Source organism: Aliinostoc sp. HNIBRCY26 (genome assembly GCF_050235535.1).
Taxonomy (GTDB): Bacteria; Cyanobacteriota; Cyanobacteriia; order Cyanobacteriales; family Nostocaceae; genus Trichormus.
This window is the reverse complement of record NZ_CP189852.1, coordinates 1,309,998-1,327,329: the sequence shown is the minus strand read 5'-3', so window position 1 is coordinate 1,327,329 and position 17,332 is coordinate 1,309,998. Positions and strand designations below refer to the sequence as shown.

General features: G+C 41.7%; 15 protein-coding genes and 2 pseudogenes. 6 read left to right on the top strand and 11 right to left on the bottom strand.

Features of this window, described 5'->3' with window-relative positions:
• Nucleotides 1-190 precede the first annotated feature (190 nt).
• Both ACQFX9_RS05580 and ACQFX9_RS05575 read left to right on the top strand, forming a co-directional pair.
• Nucleotides 191-1,066 (top strand): lipid kinase, encoded by an 876-nt coding sequence (locus ACQFX9_RS05580; RefSeq protein ID WP_427161077.1) that lies wholly within the window; start codon nucleotides 191-193, stop codon nucleotides 1,064-1,066.
• Nucleotides 1,067-1,266: 200 nt separating this feature from the next.
• On the top strand, nucleotides 1,267-1,899 hold the full coding sequence (locus ACQFX9_RS05575) for an exopolysaccharide biosynthesis protein (protein ID WP_427161076.1): 633 nt from the start codon (nucleotides 1,267-1,269) through the stop codon (nucleotides 1,897-1,899).
• Between the two features lie 164 nt (nucleotides 1,900-2,063).
• Here the strand turns inward: ACQFX9_RS05575 and ACQFX9_RS05570 are convergent.
• From ACQFX9_RS05570 to ACQFX9_RS05550, 5 genes and pseudogenes are all read right to left on the bottom strand, one after another.
• A pseudogene (locus tag ACQFX9_RS05570) lies at nucleotides 2,064-2,330 on the bottom strand (Uma2 family endonuclease); the annotation flags it as partial.
• Between the two features lie 57 nt (nucleotides 2,331-2,387).
• A pseudogene (locus ACQFX9_RS05565) lies at nucleotides 2,388-2,951 on the bottom strand (Uma2 family endonuclease); the annotation flags it as partial.
• Nucleotides 2,952-2,986: 35 nt separating this feature from the next.
• Nucleotides 2,987-4,078, bottom strand: a complete 1,092-nt coding sequence (aroB, locus tag ACQFX9_RS05560; protein ID WP_427161075.1) for a 3-dehydroquinate synthase — start codon at nucleotides 4,076-4,078, stop codon at nucleotides 2,987-2,989.
• A 34-nt stretch (nucleotides 4,079-4,112) separates the two neighbouring features.
• A complete protein-coding gene (locus ACQFX9_RS05555) occupies nucleotides 4,113-4,310 on the bottom strand; it encodes a hypothetical protein (protein WP_427161074.1) in 198 nt (65 codons plus the stop codon).
• Nucleotides 4,311-4,376: 66 nt separating this feature from the next.
• Nucleotides 4,377-4,973: a Uma2 family endonuclease gene (locus ACQFX9_RS05550; RefSeq protein ID WP_427161073.1), complete on the bottom strand. Its 597-nt coding sequence runs from the start codon at nucleotides 4,971-4,973 to the stop codon at nucleotides 4,377-4,379.
• Between the two features lie 200 nt (nucleotides 4,974-5,173).
• On the opposite strand from ACQFX9_RS05550, the gene petL reads away from it, so the two are divergent.
• Entirely contained in the window at nucleotides 5,174-5,269 is a 96-nt protein-coding gene (gene petL, locus ACQFX9_RS05545; RefSeq protein WP_103139299.1) for a cytochrome b6-f complex subunit PetL, read from the top strand.
• 81 nt (nucleotides 5,270-5,350) lie between these two features.
• On the opposite strand, the gene bioB is transcribed toward petL, so the two are convergent.
• Complete coding sequence (gene bioB / locus ACQFX9_RS05540; protein WP_427161072.1) at nucleotides 5,351-6,355, bottom strand: biotin synthase BioB; 1,005 nt, start codon at nucleotides 6,353-6,355, stop codon at nucleotides 5,351-5,353.
• Nucleotides 6,356-6,665: 310 nt separating this feature from the next.
• Between bioB and ACQFX9_RS05535 the strand changes: the two genes are divergently transcribed.
• A complete protein-coding gene (locus ACQFX9_RS05535) occupies nucleotides 6,666-7,244 on the top strand; it encodes a GNAT family N-acetyltransferase (RefSeq protein ID WP_427161071.1) in 579 nt (192 codons plus the stop codon).
• An 89-nt stretch (nucleotides 7,245-7,333) separates the two neighbouring features.
• Here ACQFX9_RS05535 and ACQFX9_RS05530 read toward each other — a convergent pair whose 3' ends face one another.
• On the bottom strand, nucleotides 7,334-8,719 hold the full coding sequence (locus ACQFX9_RS05530) for a cation:proton antiporter (RefSeq protein ID WP_427162800.1): 1,386 nt from the start codon (nucleotides 8,717-8,719) through the stop codon (nucleotides 7,334-7,336).
• Nucleotides 8,720-9,392: 673 nt separating this feature from the next.
• Nucleotides 9,393-9,668, bottom strand: a complete 276-nt coding sequence (locus ACQFX9_RS05525) for a hypothetical protein (RefSeq protein WP_236140759.1) — start codon at nucleotides 9,666-9,668, stop codon at nucleotides 9,393-9,395.
• A 666-nt stretch (nucleotides 9,669-10,334) separates the two neighbouring features.
• On the opposite strand from ACQFX9_RS05525, the gene ACQFX9_RS05520 reads away from it, so the two are divergent.
• The gene (locus tag ACQFX9_RS05520) at nucleotides 10,335-11,213 is read left to right on the top strand and encodes a hypothetical protein (RefSeq protein ID WP_427161070.1); all 879 of its coding nucleotides are present in this window, start codon (nucleotides 10,335-10,337) and stop codon (nucleotides 11,211-11,213) included.
• A 41-nt stretch (nucleotides 11,214-11,254) separates the two neighbouring features.
• Here the strand turns inward: ACQFX9_RS05520 and ACQFX9_RS05515 are convergent, their stop codons facing one another.
• The 3 genes from ACQFX9_RS05515 to ACQFX9_RS05505 form a co-directional block, all read right to left on the bottom strand.
• A complete protein-coding gene (locus ACQFX9_RS05515) occupies nucleotides 11,255-11,443 on the bottom strand; it encodes a hypothetical protein (RefSeq protein WP_427161069.1) in 189 nt (62 codons plus the stop codon).
• A 132-nt stretch (nucleotides 11,444-11,575) separates the two neighbouring features.
• On the bottom strand, nucleotides 11,576-11,926 hold the full coding sequence (locus ACQFX9_RS05510) for a cupin domain-containing protein (RefSeq protein WP_427161068.1): 351 nt from the start codon (nucleotides 11,924-11,926) through the stop codon (nucleotides 11,576-11,578).
• Between the two features lie 145 nt (nucleotides 11,927-12,071).
• The gene (locus ACQFX9_RS05505) at nucleotides 12,072-14,948 is read right to left on the bottom strand and encodes a glycerol-3-phosphate acyltransferase (RefSeq protein WP_427161067.1); all 2,877 of its coding nucleotides are present in this window, start codon (nucleotides 14,946-14,948) and stop codon (nucleotides 12,072-12,074) included.
• A gap of 700 nt (nucleotides 14,949-15,648) precedes the next feature.
• Here ACQFX9_RS05505 and ACQFX9_RS05500 point away from each other — a divergent pair.
• Nucleotides 15,649-17,268 carry a VWD domain-containing protein gene (locus ACQFX9_RS05500; protein ID WP_427161066.1) on the top strand — a complete coding sequence of 540 codons (1,620 nt, stop codon included), beginning with the start codon at nucleotides 15,649-15,651 and terminating at the stop codon, nucleotides 17,266-17,268.
• Nucleotides 17,269-17,332: the final 64 nt, after the last annotated feature.

Genomic DNA, 17,332 nt, shown 5'->3' with positions numbered 1-17,332 from the left:
AGTCTAAATTGAGATTTAATCTAGTATTAATCGTAAATTAATATACTCTATTATTCTGATTTAAAGGTATAATAAAATTTATCAACTCAGATTTTCTCAGTAGTGATATTTCTGATTCCTTACTTGAGCATGAACTCATTGATAAATAATCGAGTTAAGCTAGATTAAGCTATAGGATTCATATTTGATCATGAGTTCCCGTGCATTGCTATTAGTCAATCGTCATGCCCGCCAAGGACAAAAGCGTCTCTTGGAAGTAATTAATTGCTTGCAAAAATCCGGCTTGGAATTAATTGAAGAATCTACAGAACATCCCAAAAATTTAGCTCATATTATACACAAATATAAAAATCATGTAGATTTAGTCATAGTTGGTGGTGGTGATGGGACACTAAATGCAGTAGTAGATGCTTTAGTAGAAACGCAATTACCTTTAGGAATATTACCTTTAGGAACTGCTAATGACTTAGCAAAAACGCTAGGAATTTCTAATTCTATACCAGAAGCTTGTAAAACAATAACCAGTGGGGAATTACGGCGTATTGATTTAGGGTGTGTCAATGGTAAACACTTTTTTAATGTTGCTAGTTTAGGGATGAGTGTCAAAATTACCCAAAAACTGACGAAAGAATTTAAACGACGCTGGGGAATTCTAGCTTACGCGGCGACAGCATTACAGGTAATCTGGGAATCTCGACCTTTTAGTGCTGAAATTCGTATCCAAGATCAACGCTATCAGGTAAAAACAGTACAAATTGCCGTTGGTAATGGCCGTTACTATGGTGGTGGTATGGCTATAGTTCATGATGCCAAAATCGATGACCAAAGACTAGACCTCTACAGTTTAGAAATTAAACATTGGTGGCAAATAATTCCATTACTACCAGCTATCCGTAACGGGAGACATATTCATCGGCAAAATGTCCGTGCTTTAAATGGACAAGAGATGGAAATTTATACACGCAGACCCCGGCCAATTAACACCGACGGCGAAATCACAACATACACCCCCGCTAAATTCCAAGTTATTCCCCAAGCCGTAGCTGTTTTTGTCCCGCCGGTTTAGGGATTGGGGACTGGGGATTGGGGATTGGGGATTGGGGATTGGGGACTGGGGATTGGGGACTGGGGATTGGGACAAGGAAGAAGAAGTATTTAAGGACTATTGACTATTGACTATTGACTATTGACTATCTTCTCTGGAATCAAAACAGATTTATTTGTATTTAAACTCAATTCTCTTGTAGTTAACTGAAATCGGGTACTGTGGCCACTCACATCAATTCACGCCAGATGGACTTGAGATTTTCTCAAGAGATTAAGCTACTGCTACAAAAGTTAGCCGAACATGATTTAAGTCTCGGTGAAATTTTAGCGGAAACTTCCGAACGGGGCTTTAGCTTAGTTATTGCTTTGTTAGTCTTACCGTTTTTGTTTCCTATGCCACCAGGTTTAACGGGGCCTTTTGGTGCGGGATGTCTATTATTATCTGTACAGATGATACTTGGTAGGCGATCGCCTTGGCTACCCAAAAGAATCGCCCGTTATAAATTTCCTCGCCCTTTTGCCCAGTTAATCTTACAAAATCTGCGCCGTATTACCAAAATCTTTGAAAAAATCGCCCGTCCCCGCTTGGCTAAAATCGCAGAAAATCCCCTCACTTGGCGAATTAATGGCTTGTGTATTTCTTGGCTGACAATTTTACTCATGTCACCAGTACCGTTTACTAATCCCATTCCCACTGTCGGAATTTTACTCTTGACAGTCGCCACCATTGAATCTGATGGCTTACTGATTTGCGTGAGTTACGGCATCACGACTTTAATTACTATCTTATTTGGATTTATTGGTTATGCCTTGTGGTTAGCTCCCAGTTGGCTACCATCTCTGTGGCGATAATAAAAAGCCCTCAGCCACAGACTGAGGGGCTTGCTTTTATTAAGGTGCATCTACTTACTGATATATCCACTATGGATTTTGCCGCATCGGGAAAAATCGTTAGAAACCAATAATCCTTTATATTTACTTTATTTTTGTTTTGCTGCCACAATAGTCGCAAATACTTAATTTAATGGAATTTTTGCTTTTTGAAATACCTGTTCGGCTGTCAATTCCCATCCTGGAAATAAAGAATCTGTAATTAGTTCATCTCCCATATAGGTTTTTGGTGCAGCGTCAGGATAAAACACAGTAATGCTTCTAGCTTTGCTATCTAAAATCCACACTCGCAACACATTTGCAGTTAAATAATCTTGTGCTTTAGCTGCCATTTGCCCAAAGGTTTGTCCTGGCGAAATAATTTCAATTACTAAATCAGGCGGTACAGAACAAACTCCCTCTTCTTCCCAATCTGATGGCAAACGCTCATGAGAAATATACAATACATATGGAATTTTCGCTTTTTGAAAGACTTGTTCGGCTGTCAATTCCCATCCTGGAAATAAAGAATCTGTAATTAGTTCATCTCCCATATAGGTTTTTGGTGCAGCGTCGGGATAAAACACAGTAATGCTTCTAGCTTTGCTATCTAAAATCCACACTCGCAACACATTTGCATTTAAATAATCCTGTGCTTTAGCTGCCATTTGTCCAAAGGTTTGTCCTGGCGAAATAATTTCAATTACTAAATCAGGCGGTACAGGACAAGCTTCATCTTCATTCCATTCTGTGGGTAAACGTTCATAGGAAATATAGACAATATCTGGTACTGGAATCCAATCTATTTCCTGTTTTTTTAATAGAACAGCCCATTCTGGACAAACAATTCCCCTATGTTCACATCTTCCTTCTATCAAAGAGAGAAGAACATGAGTCAGCTTGGCGTGAAAAAATTTTGGTGACATTTTAGGAATAGCTTGACCATCGATGAGTTCATAAGTTGTATCTCCCCCGCCTGGGGGTAGACTTAAGAACTCTTGTAAGGTGAGATGATTATTAGCTTGGAGAAGCATAGCAAAAACCAGAAGATGGCTAATTTTAATTGTAATTACATTCCCTGTAAAACTTCCTTAATAACATCTGCTGATACTTCATCAGTAATTGTCACCACACCAATTTGAGTCGGTAAAATAAACCGCACTTTGCCATTTTTGACTTTCTTATCTAGTTGCAGTGCATCAATAATACCGTCAATATCTAAACCCTCTGGTAACTTTGTAGGTAAACCTGCTTTTTGAATCAAAGCGTTTTGACGTTCTGTGTCTTCTTTTTGCCACATTCCCAATTTCACAGCAATTTGTCCGGCTGCTACCATCCCAATAGCGACAGCTTCACCATGATTAACTAACCGATAACCAGTCAAGCTTTCCACAGCATGACCAATGGTGTGTCCATAGTTGAGAATAGCCCGCAGTCCACCTTCCTTTTCATCTTTGCTGACAACATCAGCTTTAGCTTGGCAAGAACGAGTGAGGATAGAACTAATCAATTCTGGCTTGATATAGCGTAGTTGATTCAGGTGTTTACTAGCTTCCATTTGCTGGAATAATTCCGCATCCCAAATCACACCATACTTAATTACCTCTGCCATACCGGCGCGAAATTCTCTTGTGGGAAGGGTTTTTAGCACATCTGGGTCAATTAATACCAAACGTGGTTGATGGAATGCACCAATGAGGTTTTTACCTTGGGGATGATTTACCCCCGTTTTACCGCCTATGGCTGAATCTACCATTGCTAGGAGACTAGTAGGCACTTGTACAACATTAATTCCTCGTAGCCAACTAGCCGCCGCAAAGCCAGTCATATCACCAATGACCCCTCCCCCCAAAGCCACCATTGTGGAGGAACGTTCTAGGCGATTTTCTAAGGCAATATCGTAGAGTTTTTGAATGGAATTGAGGGTTTTGTAGCGTTCGCCGGCTGGCAGACAATAGCTAGCAACTTGAAAGCCAGCATTTTCCAGAGACTTTATACTTTTTTCGCCATAATGCTTAAATATAGTGGGATTCGACACCAATAATACTTTTTTACCCAGCTTCAAATCAGCCATCCGTTGACCAAGCTGTTCTAAACTTCCAGATGCGATCGCAATCTCATAAGACTGCTGTGGTAGATTCACATTAATTACAGAAGTCATTACCCAAACCCCAAAAAGCGCAGTGGGCTGTATTTTACCGTATTTTGGGGGACTGGGGGTTGGGGACTGGGGACTGGGGATTGGGGACTGGGGATTGGGGACTGGGGACTGGGGATTGGGGACTGGGGATTGGGGATTGGGGACACTTCGACAAGCTCAGTGCTTCGCTGGGGATTGGGGACTGGGGGCTGGGGAAAAGGTAGAATTGATTTTCTAACTCAGCACTAAGCACTCACCTCTCAGCACTCAGCACCGGCTAAACGCCGCGCTACCGCTAACATCACTCAGCACTCGCCACTCATCTCCAGACTTCGGCCAAATCTAATACAAATCCTGGTAACACATCTTCGCCTGATAAACTGACGGGATGATTTAAGGTCTCAACTGCTTGACCTGGACGATAAATTTCTACTATTTGATGTTTGCAGTCAATTAACCAACCTAAACGCGCACCATTATTTAGGTATTCCCTCATCTTGGTGCGTAGCTTTTCTATAGAGTCATTTTTAGAACGTAGCTCTAACACGAAATCAGGGCAAATTGCGGCGAAGGTTTCCTGCTGTTCTATACTAAGAGCATCCCATCTATCTTGACGTATCCATGCAGCATCAGGAGAGCGATCGCTACCGTCGGGAAGATGAAACCCAGTTGAAGAGTCAAATACTACACCTAATTTAGCTTGACGATTCCACAACCACAATTGTCCAGCAATATCTAGGTTTCTCTTACCAGTATCACTCCCCGTTGGTGGCATAACAATCAATTCCCCTTCCGCAGTTCGTTCCAATTGTAAATCTCTGTTAACCAACGCTAACTGCACAAACTGCTCATGAGAAACCATCAGAGTTAGAGTCTCTGGAATATTGACCGCAAGACTTTGGGATATTTGCGTCATTGTCAAGCAACAGGCAAAAGGAAATATATTTCTTAGTCTAGTTTATCTTCCGCATTAAGTAATGAGTGCTGACTATTGACTATTGACTATTGACTATTGACTATTGACTATTGACTATTGACTATTGACTATTGACTATTGACCAATGACCAAAAATTAATGGTTCAATATAGTTAGTAAAGTATTGTGGAGAAAGATAAATGTTAGGAGTAGTATCTTACGTCCTGTTCTTGGCGTTGTTCACCGGTATAGCTGTGGGTCTGCTGTTCGGTCTGCGTTCTGCTAAGATTCTCTAATTTAGGGATATAGGATATGGGGGTTTTGGAGTGGAAGTGAGGCAGAATTCTACACACCTATACCCCCATACCCTTACACCCTTACACCCCTACTTGACTAACTACCCGATTTGGTCTTGAAGCGGGGGGACGCATTTCTAAGCCGAGTAGATTCAGCATTTCTTGGTCTGCGTCGTAATCTGGACAGGGGGTAGTGACTGTTAACATCTTGTTGTCGTCGCTGGAAAAGATGGAGTTAGCCCCCGCCATGAAGCAAAAAGCTTGTTCAACTTGCGAAAGTCTCGCCCTTCCCGCACTTAAACGCACATCGGAAGTAGGCATAACTATGCGGGCTGTGGCTATCATTCTGACAACATCCCAAATGGGGACATCTGGCTGATTTTCTAAAGGTGTACCTTCTACTTGGGAGAGAATATTAATCGGTACTGATTCTGGGTGAGGATTGAGATTGGCTAAGGTGTGTAACATGGAGATGCGATCCTCAACACTTTCACCTAAGCCGAGAATACCGCCGGAACAGACTGTAACATTGGTTTGTCGGACATTTTCGATAGTGTTTAAGCGATCGCCATAAGTCCTAGTGGTGATAATTGTACTGTAATATTCTGCTGAGGTATCTAAGTTATGGTTATAAGCATACAGTCCCGCAGTTTCTAAACGTTTAGCTTGGTCTGCTGTCAGCATTCCCAAAGTGCAACACACCTCTAAACCCATGTCAGTAACATCTTTGACCATATCCAAGACTTTCTCAAATTGAGAATTATCCCGCACTTCCCGCCAAGCCGCACCCATGCACACACGACTGACACCTTTTTGTTTTGCAGTTTGGGCGATGTTAATTACTGTTTCCTTATCTAAAAGTGCTTGGGGCTTGACTTCAGTTTGGTAACGGGAAGACTGGGCGCAGTAACTACAATCTTCTGGACAGCCGCCAGTTTTTATCGATATTAGTTTACATACTTGGATTTGTTTGGGGTCATGATATTGACGATGAATGCTAGCAGCTTGATAAATTAGCTCTAGCAATGGTGTATTATATATTTCCCGAATTTCTAGTTCTTGCCAATCGTAGCGTATTCCCGACATTACTATCCTTCTTCTAGACTGGATTGATTAACAGCTGTCTTCTTGTTATATCCCCTAACGTGCATCTTTTCGCGCAGGCAACTGCACCTATTATCCTCAACCAAGATGCTAGAGGGTATGATTAACCAGTGACAGAAATGCCGAAAAATTTCTGTAAAGTTAGTGACAATATATAACAGGGAACAGGGAACAGGGAACAGGGAACAGGGAACAGAGAATAGGAAACTGGTAATCTGCTGTAAAGATGTCTTTCCCCTACACCCTTACACCTTTACACCCCTACACCCCTACACCCCTTATCCTGAGTGATATGAAATCAGAACTACCCATCATTACCAGCGATCGCCTACTATTACGCATAGGTATTCAAGAAGATATCCCCAGAATTGTGCAGTATTTTCGAGAGAATAAAGATTTTCTCACACCTTTTTATCCTACTTGGTCAGAACATTTCTTTACAGAAGACTACTGGCACAATCAAGTTGAAAACAACTTTTTAGAATTTATTCATGACCAATCTTTAAAATTATTAATTTTTCCTAAAAAACAACCAAAAACAATTATTGGTACTGTCAATTTCAACAATTTTATTCGTGGGGCTGCCCATTTTTGTCATTTAGGTTATGGTTTAGCCGAAACTGCCCAAGGCCAAGGTTATATGACAGAAGCCTTACAGGTAGCTACCGAATATGTCTTTCAAGAATTAAATTTTCATCGCATCATGGCTAACTATATGCCTCACAATCAACGCAGTGGCAATGTCCTCAAGCGACTGGGATTTGTGGTAGAAGGTTACGCTAGAGACTATTTATTAATTAACGGTAAATGGCAAGACCATATTCTCACGAGTTTAATTAATCCTCACTGGCAGCCAAATGAGTGGGAATAGGGGATGGGGACTGGGGACTGGGGAATTGCTAGACAAGGTGGATAAGGTAGATTTTTCCCAATGCCCCATGCCCCATGCCCCATTTCCAATTAACTAATTACATCGGCTTTCTCTAAAGATTCTGGTACGTCTTCGGAGTTCTTAAAGGCAAACCTTAATAAAGGGGGTGCTAAAAATGTCGTCAGAATTACCATAATCACAATCGCAGCTTGCAAAGGTTTATCTAACGTACCACTAGCGGCACCAATGCCTGCAAAGACTAAACCCACTTCACCACGGGGAATCATCCCTACACCCACTGCTACACGGTTGATTCCTGGTTGACCGAAAACTGCCCAACCGGTAACAACTTTACCTATAATTGCTACCACGATTAAGAAGGTGGAAATAATTAATCCTTCTCTATTTTCTGGAACTATGGGATTCAGCACGCCCAAATCTACTTTCGCACCCACAGTTACGAAGAAAACGGGAACGAGGATATCAGCAATAGGCTTGACTTGCTCATCTAATTCGTTGCGTCTATCAGTTTCGTCTAAAACTAAGCCAGCCGCAAACGCACCCAAGATAGCTTCTAAATGAATGGCGTTACCTAAAAACGCCATGAAGAAGGCAAAAATAAACGCTGGAATCACTAAATTACCCCGCGTTTTTAAAATGCTAGTAATTGCACAGAAGCTTTGATTGAAAAATTTGCCCAGTAAGATTGAGCCAACTAGAAAAACAGTAGCGCTGACAATTAAATAAATGACGTTGAAAACATCAACTTCGCCAGTTTTTGCCAAACTTGCAACTACTGCTAAGACGATAATGCCTAAAATATCGTCAATGACTGCTGCACCAACAATAATTTGACCTTCTCTGGATTTGAGACGACCGAGTTCTGAGAGAACTTTGGAGGTAATACCAATACTTGTCGCGGTTAAGGCTGCACCGGCAAAAATCGCGGGAATCACTGGGGCATGAAATAATAAAATTAACCCGGCTGTACCAGCAGCGAAAGGAACTGCTACCCCGACGCAAGCAACTATTGTTGCTTGATAACCAACTTTTTGCAGTTCTCTTAAATCTGACTCTAAGCCAATTTCAAACAACAGAATAATTACACCCAACTCAGCCAGTATAGAAATACCTTCACTCTGAGAGCTAAAAATTGCTGTAGCTGCATCAGGGGTGAGATTATTAATCAATTGCAGCACCTTCATAATCATGGAGTCATCTGCTACTGCACCGCTTTGGGGAAACACAACTAGATGCAGTGCGGAAGCACCCACAATTACGCCACCAACTAATTCACCCAAAACCGGTGGTAAGTCAATCATCCTCGACAACTCACCGCCGATTTTACTAGCCAAATAAATGACTACTAAACTCAGTAGTACACCAGTCAACACAATGGGCGCATCTTCGGCATTAGCTGCTGTTGTCAACAATAAAGATGGCAATGCAGAAACTAGGGGTGTCAAAGAATTCATCGCCTGAAGGATTGGTTCTGAAAAAGTCATTTGAATTTATCTGTAAATGCTGGGGTCAAAGAATTTCGGATTCGTCAATCACGAATTGATGTGGTTTGCAAATTAGTCAAACAGGTTTTTGCCTGTCCAATCTAGTTATATCTTGCTTGTGCTTGAGTTTAACTTGTTACAGTCATGGGGGAAATAGGTAATTGGTTAGGGAAGAACGCAGGGGGAGAATGAATATTCTGGCAATTTGGCAGCCAAAGTTATCAGCAAGTAGATTTAATGGATATATTCACAGGGATGGCGAGTATTGCGAGACGAATCAAGCAGGGATAAATCATAGTCTCCGTATTCCTAAGCCCATCGCCAGTTGTTGACTAAGGGTTGGTGAGTAACGCTAACGCTACACGCTTGAAATACTCAAGTTCCAGTCCTAGTCCACCGCCTCAAACAACTGGCCATTAATCTCAGACAACAGAATATAGTAATTGGATTTGATGACTAAGCTACTTTTTTAGTTAGGTAATGGGGATTTGGGTAGACAAGGCAGACAAGGGAGAAAGATTTACCCCCAATGCCCCATGCCCAAAATTTTTTAATTTTGAATTTTGAATTGAGATTAACCCCGCCTTCTTCGAGGAAAGTGGGGTTAATCTCTTTAGATAAGATAATTAATGGCTGGAGAATTTTATGGTTGCCAGGGAGAAGGAATTGGCGTTGTAGAAATAACTTTATTCGCCATCAATTTGATTGCAGTTCTACCACAACTGGGGCAAGGAACATCTAGCATTTGTGATGATACTCCTTCTACCTCACTCAATAGACCTTGTTTACAGTGCCAACATTCAAAAATGATGCGATGTACTGGCTGATTACAATCTAATATTTTAACGTGTTGAAAATTTCTGATTTCGTTGTCATGATGTCTGGGCTTGTAGGGTTTCTTGATTTCTTTTACTTCCATTATTTTACCTGTCTAACTCACTAATCAAATTGTCCGGTAATTCAGTGCTAATTTTTACTGGAAAGTGGGACTCGCACAATAATACAAAGATTCAGATTTGTAGATGCGAAAATTTCTAACCACAGGGGCGTAAAAAGAAATAACACTGATTATGTTGTCAACTTTTTACTTATTTCAGATGATAGCTTTATTTTCGCAATCATATATTAAGTAATCAAAATTTTCATATTTTTATTTTGCGAACTCTACATTCATTTTATAGTAATCTGCTTTGATTTCTAAAGTTATACTCTATCGTTATAGGTAGTATTGTTTCAAGATTATGGTCTTCCCTTTATTCCTGTTCCCTATACCCTGTTAAAATTTCCCTACCTACGCCAGTAATTTCAATAGTCAAGTCGTTCTAGATTCAGTATAAATATTTATCCATAATCACCAAAAAATCAAATGTTTTGTAAAACTAAATACTAATTCGGAAAAATATTCTAGCATCGGGTAGATTAATGTATGTGGTTCTTCAGTAACCCTCATCTGCTTTCTTCCTCATAATCTAATACAGTTCAGATAAGACTATTTTTCCTTGTGCTGTTCCCTGACCTCCACAGAAGAAATTTCTTAACTGAACCATATTGCTTTATAACCTGTAACATATAACCTATAAACTTTATGGCTGAATTAACAGAAGCGTTAAAATTTATTGAAAAGATAGAAAAAGACAACCTTGGTCAATCTGTTTATGAAATAGCTAATCAGCTCCGGGGATATACAAAACCGCAGTATACAACTAAGTTATGGACTTTAGCGACAGGGTATAACCAGAACTATATTCAAGGAGAATTTCAGGGAAAGCTGAGTTTGGAAGCAGTGTTAAGCGGTGAGAAAGTCGATTTTGGTCATTTTATTGCGTCCCTTTCCGACCAAATTAATCAACAGGGAATACGCAAGTCTGATTTAACGGGTTGGACTGGCGACCACACGTCATGGGCGGGAGATATTGGTTCTGCCATTGTGTTTTATCGTTGCCAATCTGATCCTACTAACAAAATTAGTCTTGATGAAGCTTTGCGAAGATTAGCCAGTGATACTGACTGTAGTGCTAATGTAGCAGCTTATGTTATCGGTAATCTATTAAATCGCGATCGCAAACTCACCATCTCTCAGGCAATTAGGCAATACGACGCTACTAGCTATGCAGTGCATATCCAAACATTCCTCAGCAAACGTTTTGGGGCAAATATTTCAGGTAATATACTTCAGAATCCAGATACGGTAGAAGCTAAGATGCGTCTGACTGTATCCACCTATATTGGTTTATCTAGCACAGCATCTAATGTTTATAAGTCTGTGAAAAACTTGGTCAAACTACAACCACAGTTAGCATCAGAAAATCAAAATATCCCTAACGCTAGTGACTTATTAACTGGTTCTCTACATTTTTTGTCTCATTTAGTAAAATTTGGTGGTTTAGAAAGCTTACATTTTCAGCCTTATCAAGTTCCTAGCGTATCTTGGTTGGGGAAGGTGGATTATTTTGTTAGTAGTTAATAGTCCAATACGGTTCAGTTAAGGTGGTGAGAGTTAATTTCTCAATTTTTGCTCTGCCTATTAGACAATGAGCAAGATTTGGGGGATTCTCCCCCAAGCCCCCGATTGGGGGACGGTTGCGTCCCCCAAACCCCCTCCAAAATCATTTTTTCGTTTTTTTGTTGAGTGAACATTTGCTGGCTTGGTTGAAATTTATTTTTCTTATCTGAACCGTATTGGTCAATAGTCATTAGTCAATAGTCATTAGTCATTAGTCAATGGTCAATGGTCAATGGTCAATGGTCAGTAGGGGCGGGTTCTGTGGGATATTCACGTTAGAAGACAGATATTTTGGTTAAACCCGCCTGTACATTAGTCATGAGTCAACTAATTACTGGATTTACTCTCAAGCCGAAGTAAGTTAATACTAATTCGCTTGTACTGTTATTTACAACTTCGTGAATTTCTCCTGGTTCTACAGCGATGCAGTTTCCTGGAAGTAGGGGGTATTCTTGACCGTTAATATAAATGATTCCTGCGCCTGCTTCTACAAAAAAGACCTCGCACATATCTTGATGAGCGTGGGCTGCGGCTTTTTGTCCAGGTGCGAAACGGGCTTGGGAAAAATTGGTAAGGTGGGGTAAATCACCAAACCTGAGCATGACTTTCTTTTTAATCTCTGGGTTGTGAGAAACTGGTTCTTCTGGTATTTCGCCTAACGATGTCGCGATCATAATTTATCCAAATGTGGAAATTTTGGGCATTGGGAATGGGGCATGGGGCATAGGGCATTGGGAAAAATCTACCTTGTCTTCCTTGTCTTCCTTTTCCCCCCAATCCCCAATCCCCAATCCCCAATCCCCAATCCCCAGTCCCCAATCAACCCGGTCTCAAATCATTCGATAGTTCTACAATACCCCTAGAGCCATCGATTCTCACTCGTTGGTCGTCTTGTAAAATCCATGTAGCTCCTTTAACATCCATGACTGCGGGAATTCCGTATTCACGGGCGACGATCGCACCGTGGGAAAGTCTGCCCCCAGCTTCGGCAATTAAGCCGCCAGCCCTGACTAGTAAAGGGGCCCAGCCGGAATCTGTGTAGGGTACTACTAGGATTGTGTCTTTGTCTATCTCTGGTAGGTTTTGTAAACTTCTGACTACTTTGATACGTCCCTCGGCTTGCCCGTGGCTGGCGGGGATACCTTGTAAAATTTGGTCTGAGTAAGCACCGATGGTGGTTGTGGGATGGGGGGGTATATCACCGTAGACGACGAGGGGAATTTGCTCTATTTGGCTATCTTGGGAGAATTGCGATCGCCTAAATGCAATCTGTTGGTTTAATTCTTGTAATAATTGGGGGTTAGCGTCGGCTACTAGTAAACGGACTTCTTCTAGTTCTAAAAAGAAGATATCCCCTGGTTGTTTGAGCCAGTTTGATTGTAACCAAATTTGTTCTAAAGCTAAGAATTTCCATCTTAATTGGGCAAGTAAGCGCGAATAAACTTCTGTGACTCTGCCTTTAATGTCTATCCGTCGCTGGACTATGCCGCGTTTGCGTTTACTTGGTTCTAGGTTAATTTTGTCTGGTTCACTTAACTGAATTAACTGGACGAATAATTGTTTGATGGGTTGGGGTTCTTCTTTCCAAGTAGGGATGGCGATATTTGTCCCCACATCACTTAAATAACCGTAATCTTCTAATAATTCATCTAATTCATAGAGAATTTTCTGCCCTTCTGGGGTTTGAGTCAATAAATCCAATACTTGCTCTGACTCACACTCGGCTAGTATCTGTTTGGCATCGGCGGCTAGGGTTCTCAAGGAACGCATGGCGGCTATTTCTGGGGTGATGCTGTTGTCAATTTGCTCATCTTTAACGCGAAAAATCCCCTGGCGGATGGCGGCACTTAAGGGGGCTAAAATACTGTAATATGTGCCGATACGGAGTAATTCTAGGTTAAAATCTATCCTTTCTAAAATTGCTGCTGGTTCTAACTCTTCTGTGTTTTCGTTAGCTAATCTTGACAACCCAGGAATGAAGATTTTTTGATAGTCTCGTTTAAATTCTTTCTCTAAATTGAGTTCTTGTTGGAGTAATTTTAATAACCCTGGCAAATTTTTGAGAGTGGACTGCAAGGGGGGTTTGGTCATTTTCGCGCCTCTGGTCAAAAATTCCAAACTTTCGGGCGGTAGTCCCATCCGTAGGAAAATCTCTCCTAAGAGGGAGGCGTTAAAATAGGCTCTAGAGTAGTGCAGTGTGGCTGTAGCGGCAAAGTCTAGTCCTGTGGCGCGATCGCCTAAGACTAAACTAAAAATATCTCCCCACACACCACAAGTTAAAGGACGGTTAATCGACCAAGTTAAGGGATGAACTACCCCAGGAATTACCTCGGCGGCGATTTTCCTTGTCCAGATGGGGAGTAGGGTCGTAATTGGTCTAGATTGGAGTAACCACAGGGTTTGACCGTCGTAACTCCATTCAATATCCTGGGGTACGCCCAGGTAACGTTTTTCAATGCGGCGGGCTAAGTATGCTACTTGCTTGATAATTGCTTGGGGAACTCGTCCTGTCCCTTCTAACTGGACGGAGGAGAGATTATCTGTTTCGACGACAAAAGCGCGATATTGTTCTGGTGTGACTTTACCGGAAACGACCTGTGTGGGGCTACCAGGTAAAGCTTCGATAATGACAGCATCGCCTTGCTGGGTGATGGGATCACGGCTAAAAGCTACCCCTGAATATGCACTCTGCACTTGCTGTTGAATGAGTACCGCCATTGCTGTGTCGGGTAAACCGCGATCGCGTCGATACTGCACAGCAGGTGGATAATTGTAAGACTCCCTAACTTCGGCAATGGCTTGCTGTAATTGTGCCTTACTGGTGACATGGATAATTGTGGCGTATTGTCCAGCAGCTGAGGCTTGTTCGGAGTCTTCCCCAATGGCGGAGGAACGGACTACAAGGGGAGATAAATCAGAAGGTTGGAGGAATGCTAATAATTTTTCGGGATCATCACCAGGAACTAGTACCCAACCTTTAGGAACAGAATAACCCCAACGCTTAATTTGTGAGAGAGTGGCGGCTTTTTGTCCGACAAGGCCAGTATCTAACTCATCATCTAAAGAGAGAATAACGCGATCGCCCCGTAAATATTCAAAGACAGCTTGGGATTGGGCATCAACTTCTTGGGCTGGTAACTTTAAATCATCGGGTATTTTCTTATAAATCCAACCTAGTAACGCCGCTAAGGCTACAGCAGCCAGAATTTTCGGGAAATCCTCAGCATGGAGAATGGCTACAAATAATGGAAACACGAGTAACACCCCGTACTTTACCAAAGTTCTTGACTGTAACAGGGTGAAGCTAATAATTGCCAGTAAACTCACAAACAAGGTTAACAGGGGATCATGTACTAACAGTCCCCAAACTACGTTAGTCGTCCCCGCGCCTCGTCCCATTGAGTATCTACCAAAGACTAGGGCTATTAAAGCCAGTATTTCCCAGAATGACCCCTCTGGAAAGAAAGCACGGGTGAGATAAACCGCAGTCATACCCTTGATGGCTTCTGACGCTACCGCCAAAACCCCTGCTATAGTTCCACCGTGGTAAAAAGCGGCAGAAACACTGATATTTTTTGTCCCAATTTGCGCTATGTTCTTTTTCTTGAGTGCGTAAGTAATCCAAGCGATTACAGGTAACGCACCCAAGAAGGGACAGACGATTAAAACAGCTAAAGCACCCCAAAGTTCTCTCATTATGGATTTTGGATTTTAGATTGATTTTGCACCTAAAATCTCAAATCTAAAATTTTATAGTTATTTCCGCCAATTTTTACTAAATTTTAGGGCGCAATTAGGAAAAAGTAAAAAGGTAAAAGGCATTTATAACAAAGAAGCAGGTTTTTTGCCTGTCAACTCTGTGAGGACACTTAGCACTTGCTGAGTGTCCTTTAAGGCTGCTATTGGCTCAATTTAAAGCGTAAGCAGACTGTAACGCCCAAATAATGAGGACAGCAATTGACCCTAATAGTATCACAGTAGAGATAGTGACTACTTTGGGGGTGTCTGCCCCGTCAAATTTCATAATTCCTCGATTTAGGTCGGACATAGCTTTGTAGTTCTCCCTTTATTACAGTGCTAATTTGTCCGTTTTCATCTTAGTCTTTCTCTATGCAGATAGGGTTATGTTTTACATAAGAATTTGTTTAAGCTTTGCAACGTTTTCCACATTAATTTTACGGTTTGTTATTTAAGAGAGTGTTGAATTTTATACTAAGAATCTTCCGTCAGGCATAAAAGAAGTGTTCCAGTCCTAATAACAGATATCCATCTTTACCAATCGGAGATCAGCTTCATGTCAACAATTCGCTCTCTCCTTATCCTGTGCAGGCGATTTCTGGGCAGGGTTAGATTCTCCTCAATTCTGTTTCTAGTTACTGTACTCTTATTGGTCAACTTGTCTACTGTTGCCAAAGCCGGATTGAGTACCCGTTGTAAGGAAGCTCATCCAGAATTCCCTGGTATTCTCAACATTGCTACGAGCAAAGCCGTACAAGAGGCGATGGATTTAGACTGGAACGCTGGACTGAAAGATCAACTTGAACGAGGACGATGGATTCTGTGGAACAAGGACACAGGAGCATTTTCTGTTTCTCCGGTGAAAGTTGGAGATCCCACAACGGGTGACAAGGAAGTTGATATTGGTTCTGCACCACCGGATACTAGTAATATTTTTACAGTCGGGATGTACCACACACATCCACCCAACCCGAAATATAAAGACGTTGGGCCTAGTCCAGCCGATAAATTCAAAGCCACCGGACTGAGACTTCCAAGTTTGGTACGTGACAGTAACCCTGATACCCCAGATCCCAATGATTATCAAAATTATTTAGTAGGGCCAGCACAGGCTTGTGAACCAGAAGATCCTGAAAATGCAAATCGTTCTGTGAAGCTGCCTAATGTCCTTTTCCAGCCTGCTAGTCCAGGTTCTGGTAGCGGCACTAACAACGGTACTAACGGTACTAACGGCAATGGCACTGGTAATGATGGTAACGACTCATCAGGTAACGCCTCTAATCCAGGAAATACCGGCGATAAAAGTACAGGTAGCAGCTATGGCGACCCCCACATTATCACCTTGGATGGTTTTCGTTATAGTTTCCAGACAGTTGGTGAATTTCTCCTAGAACAATCTACCGATGGCAAGTTTATTGTTCAAACTCGTCAAGAAAAAGTACCTAAACAAGAACTGAGTTTAAATACGGCTGTGGCTGTGAAAATAGGAAGCGATCGCATCGGTTATTATGCTCCTAGTGCCGGCAAATCTGAGGCGGTTTTGCGCGTCAATGGCGAAGTCATCACCCTCAAAGATGAGACAGTGAAATTACCTGATGGTGGTTTTCTCCAAAAACAAAGCACCGAATACACCATTGAAAGCCCTCGCGGGGAACAGGTAATCATTCGCCCGATTAAGGTTGCAGGATTACCATTTGTGAATGTGACTGTGACAGTTCCCAACAACTATCAAGGCCAAATGACGGGTTTGTTAGGAGATTTTGATCGGAACGCCAATAATGACTTGAAAACACGCGGTGGGAAACTCATACCTAGTGAATCTAGCTATAGCAATGTCAAACTGGCGTTGAGTAATTTTTTACCGACACCTATTCCCCTAGATGAGTTTCAAAAAAGCTACTTTGACAAACTTTACCGTGATTTCGGTGATAGTTGGCGGATCAAGCAAGAGGACTCACTATTTGACTATGAAAAGGGACAATCAACAGCGACATTTACAGACCGTAATTTTCCCAAACGCTACCATAATATAGCGTCCCTAATGCCGAACCAAATCAGCCAAGCCGAAAATGTCTGTCGTCAAGCCGGAGTCAATGATTTCATGCTCGAAGGCTGTATTCTGGATGTCGGGTTTACAGGGGAAAGTGGCTTTGCTAAAAATATGGTGAATGTATTAACTCATACTGTAGTTGATCGGGCTGTCAATCGTGCCTTGGATGAAGTGCGATCGCATATAAATATTCCGATTCCTGTGAAAATTCCTGGTTTTCCTTTCTAGAGTATAATTATTTACAAAAAAAGGGAACGGGGAACGGGGAACAGGGAACAGGTAAAGAAAAAAA

Excerpts from the sequence above, each read along its gene's own strand:
- ACQFX9_RS05550 (WP_427161073.1), bottom strand. The coding sequence starts at position 4,973 with ATGACGCAAATATCCCAAAGTCTTGCGGTCAATATTCCAGAGACTCTA.
- ACQFX9_RS05505 (WP_427161067.1), bottom strand. The coding sequence starts at position 14,948 with ATGAGAGAACTTTGGGGTGCTTTAGCTGTTTTAATCGTCTGTCCCTTC.
- aroB (WP_427161075.1), bottom strand. The coding sequence starts at position 4,078 with ATGACTTCTGTAATTAATGTGAATCTACCACAGCAGTCTTATGAGATT.
- bioB (WP_427161072.1), bottom strand. The coding sequence starts at position 6,355 with ATGTCGGGAATACGCTACGATTGGCAAGAACTAGAAATTCGGGAAATA.
- ACQFX9_RS05515 (WP_427161069.1), bottom strand. The coding sequence starts at position 11,443 with ATGACTATTGACCAATACGGTTCAGATAAGAAAAATAAATTTCAACCA.
- ACQFX9_RS05520 (WP_427161070.1), top strand. The coding sequence starts at position 10,335 with ATGGCTGAATTAACAGAAGCGTTAAAATTTATTGAAAAGATAGAAAAA.
- ACQFX9_RS05510 (WP_427161068.1), bottom strand. The coding sequence starts at position 11,926 with ATGATCGCGACATCGTTAGGCGAAATACCAGAAGAACCAGTTTCTCAC.
- ACQFX9_RS05580 (WP_427161077.1), top strand. The coding sequence starts at position 191 with ATGAGTTCCCGTGCATTGCTATTAGTCAATCGTCATGCCCGCCAAGGA.
- ACQFX9_RS05530 (WP_427162800.1), bottom strand. The coding sequence starts at position 8,719 with ATGAATTCTTTGACACCCCTAGTTTCTGCATTGCCATCTTTATTGTTG.
- ACQFX9_RS05525 (WP_236140759.1), bottom strand. The coding sequence starts at position 9,668 with ATGGAAGTAAAAGAAATCAAGAAACCCTACAAGCCCAGACATCATGAC.
- petL (WP_103139299.1), top strand. The coding sequence starts at position 5,174 with ATGTTAGGAGTAGTATCTTACGTCCTGTTCTTGGCGTTGTTCACCGGT.
- ACQFX9_RS05535 (WP_427161071.1), top strand. The coding sequence starts at position 6,666 with ATGAAATCAGAACTACCCATCATTACCAGCGATCGCCTACTATTACGC.